The sequence below is a fragment of the Oribacterium sp. HCP3S3_B9 genome (genome assembly GCF_052064255.1).
Classification (GTDB): domain Bacteria; phylum Bacillota; class Clostridia; order Lachnospirales; family Lachnospiraceae; genus Oribacterium.
Genome location: NZ_JBQHVY010000023.1, coordinates 21,707 through 27,775, shown reverse-complemented (window position 1 = coordinate 27,775; position 6,069 = coordinate 21,707). Strand labels below are relative to the sequence as shown.

The 6,069-nt window shown below is 55.7% G+C and carries 3 protein-coding genes; all 3 read left to right on the top strand.

The genetic code is table 11. The features are described 5' to 3' along the window. The first annotated feature begins 258 nt into the window (after positions 1–258). Entirely contained in the window at positions 259–2,184 is a 1,926-nt protein-coding gene (locus ACTNC3_RS10330; protein WP_441227377.1) for a DNA gyrase/topoisomerase IV subunit B, read from the top strand. A 255-nt stretch (positions 2,185–2,439) separates the two neighbouring features. Beyond that, positions 2,440–4,677 (top strand): DNA gyrase/topoisomerase IV subunit A, encoded by a 2,238-nt coding sequence (locus ACTNC3_RS10325; RefSeq protein WP_410043850.1) that lies wholly within the window; start codon positions 2,440–2,442, stop codon positions 4,675–4,677. Positions 4,678–4,945: 268 nt separating this feature from the next. Then, positions 4,946–6,028, top strand: a complete 1,083-nt coding sequence (gene asd, locus ACTNC3_RS10320) for an aspartate-semialdehyde dehydrogenase (RefSeq protein ID WP_410043851.1) — start codon at positions 4,946–4,948, stop codon at positions 6,026–6,028. Positions 6,029–6,069: the final 41 nt, after the last annotated feature.

Sequence of the window (6,069 nt, the reverse complement as noted above, 5' to 3'; positions counted from 1 at the left end):
GAACCAGTAGGCTCTCTGCAAACGACTGAGTTTTCTTTATGAAAACTCAGTGTTGCAGAGAGTGCTAAGGAAAAATTACTCCAACTGGTTCTAAGGGGGACAATTTTGATTTTTCACGAACTCTTCGTATGGCTTCTGTTGCCGGCCCTCCTCGGGCTCTTGCATAAAACATGTGATCTATGGTATCATTTTTAAGATTAGGCCTTCGCAGGTGTTCGATGCCTGTGGAGTTGAAATAGAGTAAAAACAGGAGTGTTTATGGCAGAGAAGTATGATGCGTCGAGTATTACGGTCCTTGAGGGGCTGGAGCCGGTCCGTGTGCGACCGGGTATGTACATCGGTTCGGTGGGACAGCGTGGTCTCAATCACCTGATCTACGAGATCGTAGATAACTCGGTCGATGAGCATCTGGCAGGATACTGTAGAAATATATGGGTAACGCTGACCGCGGATGGCGCATGTACCGTGCGCGATGATGGTCGTGGTATCCCGGTCGGGATGCACCAGAAGGGTGTGTCTGCGGAGCGTATCGTCCTGACGACACTGCATGCGGGTGGAAAGTTCGACGATAAGGCATATAAGACCTCCGGTGGTCTCCATGGCGTTGGCTCGTCCGTGGTCAATGCTCTCTCACAGATGATGCGCGTGCGGGTCTATCAGGGCGGAAAGATCTATGAGGACTCCTACGAGCGCGGTAAGCCGACGACGGAGCTCGTGAACGGACTTCTTCCAGTGGTCGGAAAGACGAAGGAGACCGGTACAGAGATCAGCTTCATCCCGGATCCGGAGATCTTCGAGAAGACACGTTTCAAGGAGGAGTGGCTGAAGTCCCGCCTGCATGAGACCGCGTACCTCAACCCGCAGCTGACGATCCACTATGCGGATCAGCGCGGAGAGCTGCCGGAGACGATCGAATACCATGAGCCGGAGGGCATCATCGCCTTCGTAAAGGAGCTCAATAAGGACAGCGAACCGGTGACCCCGGAGATCTACTTCCGCGGGGAGAGCGAGGGGACGACCCTCGAGTGCTGTATCCAGTTCTGTGATAATTTCGAGGAGAACATCCTCGGCTTCTGTAATAACATCTTCACCCAGGAGGGCGGTACACATATCGTGGGCTTCAAGACGAAGTTCACGCAGCTCATCAACAGCTACGCACGCCAGCTCGGGATCCTGAAGGAGAAGGATGCGAACTTCACCGGTGCGGATACCCGTAACGGTATGACCGCGGTCATCGCCATCAAGTTCCCGGACCCGATTTTCGAGGGCCAGACGAAGACGAAGCTCGCGAGTGCGGATGCTGCAAAGTATGTGCAGAGCATCGTCGATGCGGAGCTGCAGCACTACTTCGATCGAAACGTCGAGGTAGTGAAGGCCATCATCAGCTGCGCCGAGAAGTCCGCGAAGATCCGTCGCGCCGAGGAAAAGGCGAAGACGAACATGCTGAGCAAGTCGAAGTACAGCTTCGATTCAAATGGCAAGCTTGCGAACTGCATCTCGAAGGACCCGGAGAAGTGTGAGATCTTCATCGTCGAGGGTGATTCGGCGGGCGGCTCTGCGAAGACCTGCCGCGACCGTCAGACCCAGGCGATCCTGCCGCTTCGCGGTAAGATCTTGAACGTCGAGAAGGCGTCGATGGATAAGGTCCTCGCGAACGCGGAGATCAAGACCATGATCAACACCTTCGGCTGCGGCTTCTCCGAGGGCTACGGCAACGACTTCGACATCTCGAAGCTGCGCTACAACAAGATCATCCTGATGACGGATGCCGATGTCGATGGTTCGCACATCGACACCCTGCTGTTGACCTTCCTGTACCGCTTCATGCCGGATCTCATCCGTGAGGGACATGTGTACGTGTCGATGCCGCCGCTCTACCAGGCGATCCCGCACAGTAAGAAGGAGGCGCCGGAGTACCTCTACGACGAGGCGGCGCTCACGAAGTATCAGAAGAAGCATAAGACCGGCTCCTATGAGCTGAAGCGCTTCAAGGGTCTCGGTGAGATGAACCCGGAGCAGCTCTGGGAGACGACCCTGAACCCGGAAAACCGCGTACTGAAGCGCATAGAGATCGAGGACGGCCGCATGGCCTCCGAGGTGACGTCTATGCTGATGGGCTCCGACGTAGGACCGCGCCGCGACTTCATCCACGACCACGCAAACGAAGCAGTTATTGATTCGTAATCACATCGGGTGGCCCGAAGGGACGGGACTGCCCTAAACTCGGGCTTTGGAGGCCCGAGTTTAGCCCTGCGGGCACAGAGCACAGCTCTGTGGGATATCGTTTCGGAGTTTGTCTTATACAAACTCCTACACTCCATGTGATGCCCCCGGGCGGCGAGGCCGTTTTGCCGCCATTGCGGCAAAATCAAACGACAATGCCCGCGCCGTAGGCGCATCAAATGGCATTGTCTCCTTATAAAAAATAAAGGGAATATTATGGCTGAACAGATTTTAACAACTGAATTTTCCGAGGAGATGCAGAAATCCTACCTCGATTACTCGATGTCTGTCATCACTTCGCGTGCGGTGCCGGACATCCGTGACGGACTGAAGCCGGTACAGCGGCGCGTGCTCTATGATATGAACGAGCTGCATGCAAACCATGACCGCCCGACCTACAAGTCGGCGCGTATCTGTGGTGATACGATGGGTAAGTACCATCCGCACGGTGATTCCTCGATCTACGACACCCTGGTCGTCATGGCGCAGGACTTCAAGCGTATGCAGCCGGTGGTGCATGGCCAGGGTAACTTCGGTTCGATCGAGGGTGACTCTGCAGCCGCACCGCGATACACCGAGGCGAAGCTCGAGAAGTTCACGGATGACTGCATGCTGGCGGACCTCGATACGATGGTGCCGTTTCAGCCGAACTACGATGAGACCCTGCGGGAGCCGGTGGTGCTGCCGGCACGTATCCCGTACTTCCTGCTGAACGGTTCCGAGGGCATCGCGGTCGGCATGACGACTTCCACCCCGAGCCACAATCTCGGTGAGATCATCGACCTTATCCTCGCGTACCTGCGCAACCCGGCGATGGAGACCGCGGACATGATGCAGTACCTGAAGGGACCGGATTTTCCGACCGGCGGCATCATCGCCAACAAGTCCGAGCTCGTCGACATTTACCGCAGTGGTACGGGCCGCCTCAAGCTCCGCGGCAAGCTGCAGTTTGAGAAGAAGGAGGGGCGTTCCGACCGCGATAAGCTCGTCGTGACCGAGATTCCGTATACGATGATCGGTCAGGGCATCATGAAGTTCATGCAGGATGTCGCCCAGCTCGTCGAGGATAAGATCCTCCCGGAGATCGTCGATATCTCGAACCAGTCCGACAAAAACGGCATCCGTATCGTACTCGAGCTGAAGGCTGGTGCGGACATCGAGCGCATCCAGAATATACTGTATAAGAAAACGAGACTCGAGGATACCTTCGGCGTGAACATGCTGGCCATACACGAGGGTCGGCCGGAGACCATGACGCTCCGGGGCATCCTGAAGGCCTATCTCAAGTTCCAGTACGAGATCCTCACGAACAAGTACCAGAACCTGCTCGAGAAGGAGCTCGCACGTAAAGAGATCCAGGATGGTCTCATCAAGGCCGTCGACCTGATCGACGCCATCATTGCCCTCCTCCGGAACTCGAAGAACCAGGCCGATGCGAAGCAGGCACTTATGAGCGGTGAGATCGCGGGCATCAAGTTCCGTGAGCGGGACCGCGAGTTCATGTCGACGATCGAGACCTTCCACTTCACGGAGCGGCAGGCACAGGCGATCCTCGATATGCGTCTCAGCAAGCTCATCGGTCTCGAGCTGATCGAGCTGAAGAAGCAGCATGCAGAAACCCTCCGAAACATCAAGGAGTACCGCGGGATCCTCGGCAGTCGCGAGCGCATGAACGAGGTGCTGTCCGAGGACCTCATGATGATCCGAGCCGCGTATGCCGTGCCGCGTCGCACCGTGCTCGAGGATGGTAAGGAAGCCGTCTTCAACGAGAACGAGGTGCAGGAGATCAGCTGCTACTACATCCAGGACAAGTTCGGCTACTGCAAGCTCATGGATGAGGCGACCTACCAGCGGAACCAGGAGGCCGTCGAGTCGGATAACCGTTTCGTGCTGAAGTGCAAGAACACGGACCGCGTGCTGCTGTTCACGGATAAGGGCAATATGCACCAGATCAAGTGCCAGGATGTGCCGCTCGGAAAGTTCAAGGACAAGGGCGTACCGATCGACAACATCAGTAAGTACAACGCGAACCAGGAGGAGATCATCTATGCCAATGTGAAGTCCGCCCTGGCTGGGAAGACCCTGATCTTCGCGACGAGAGACGCGATGGTGAAGCTCGTCGAGACCTCGGAATTCGAGACTGCGAACAAGCTCGTCGCCGCAACGAAGCTGGGCGAGGGCGATCGACTGATCGAGATTCGGGAGATGGCTTACGAAACCGACATCGTCTTCGAGACACATGACGGCTACTTCCTCCGCTGCTCCCTGAGCGATATCCCGCTCCAGAAGAAGAACAGCAAGGGTGTCATCGGCATCCGACTCGGCAAGTGCGACACCCTCGAGCACTTCTACCTCCTCGGCACCGAGCCGGTGGAGATCACGTACCGGAAGAAGCCGCTCAGCTTAAACCGCCTGAAGCTCGCCGGCCGCGCCGGAAAAGGCACGAAGCACTGATTACGGGGATGTCACCTGTTGCTGTTCGGGCGAAACTCGACGGATGGCAGCCGAGCCATGCCTGGACATAATTACGTTTTGACAGTAGTTGTCCGGGCGGCGAAAGGCTGCTATTCGAAAATGTTATATTGCCACTGACAGTTAAAAGTAATACAATACGGAAACATATACGTGCCTGCGGGGTGAAGAAACAGCTGTATGTCGAAATCCTGCAGGATGTATGCATCTGAGAGTAAAAATACGGATAGAAGTTGACGAGGAGACTGAAATGGAAAAGTTAAAGGTTGGTGTTCTTGGTGCGACTGGAATGGTTGGCCAGCGTTTTATCACATTGCTTGTAAACCATCCATGGTTCGAGCTGACGACGCTTGCAGCGTCCCCGAGATCTGCGGGTAAGACCTATGCAGAGGCTGTAGAAGGTAAGTGGAAGCTGGATATTCCGATTCCGGAGGAAGTAAAGGACATGATCGTCCTGGACGTTTCAAAGGTAGAAGAGGTTGCAAAGGATGTCGACTTCGTATTTTCCGCAGTGGATATGAAGAAGGACGAGATCAAGGCCATCGAGGAAGCGTATGCGAAGACGGAGACCCCGGTCGTTTCGAACAACTCTGCACACCGCTGGACGACCGATGTTCCGATGGTCGTTCCGGAGATCAACCCGGATCACTATCAGCTCATCGAGGCACAGAAGAAGCGTCTCGGCACCACACGTGGCTTCATCGCTGTAAAGCCGAACTGCTCGATCCAGTCCTACACACCAGCCCTCGCTGCATGGATGCAGTTCGAGCCGTATGAGGTGATCGTTTCCACCTACCAGGCGATTTCCGGTGCCGGCAAGAACTTCGAGTCTTGGCCGGAGATGGAGCACAACATCATCCCGTACATCGGTGGTGAGGAAGAGAAGTCCGAGAAGGAGCCGCTCCGCGTACTCGGCAGCCTCGCGGGAGATCACATCGATCTTATCGAAGGTCTGAAGATCTCTGCACAGTGCATCCGTGTACCGATTCTGAACGGTCACACCGCGACGGTTTTCGTCAAGTTCCATAAGAAGCCGACGAAGGAAGAGCTCGTCGAGGCACTCCGCAGCTACCGCGGTGAGCCACAGGAGCTCGAGCTGCCGTCTGCACCGAAGCAGTTCATCCAGTACCTCGAGGAGGACGATCGTCCACAGGTTTCCCTCGACGTGAACTACGAGAACGGCATGGGCATCTCGATCGGCCGTCTCCGTGAGGACTCCATCTATGACTGGAAGTTCGTCGGCCTCAGTCACAACACCCTTCGTGGTGCTGCCGGCGGCGGTGTAGAAGCTGCTGAGTACCTCGCAAAGAAGGGCTATATCACAAAGAAATAAGCGGATCATCAAATTTTGATGGTTACTGATCTTTTTTAAAC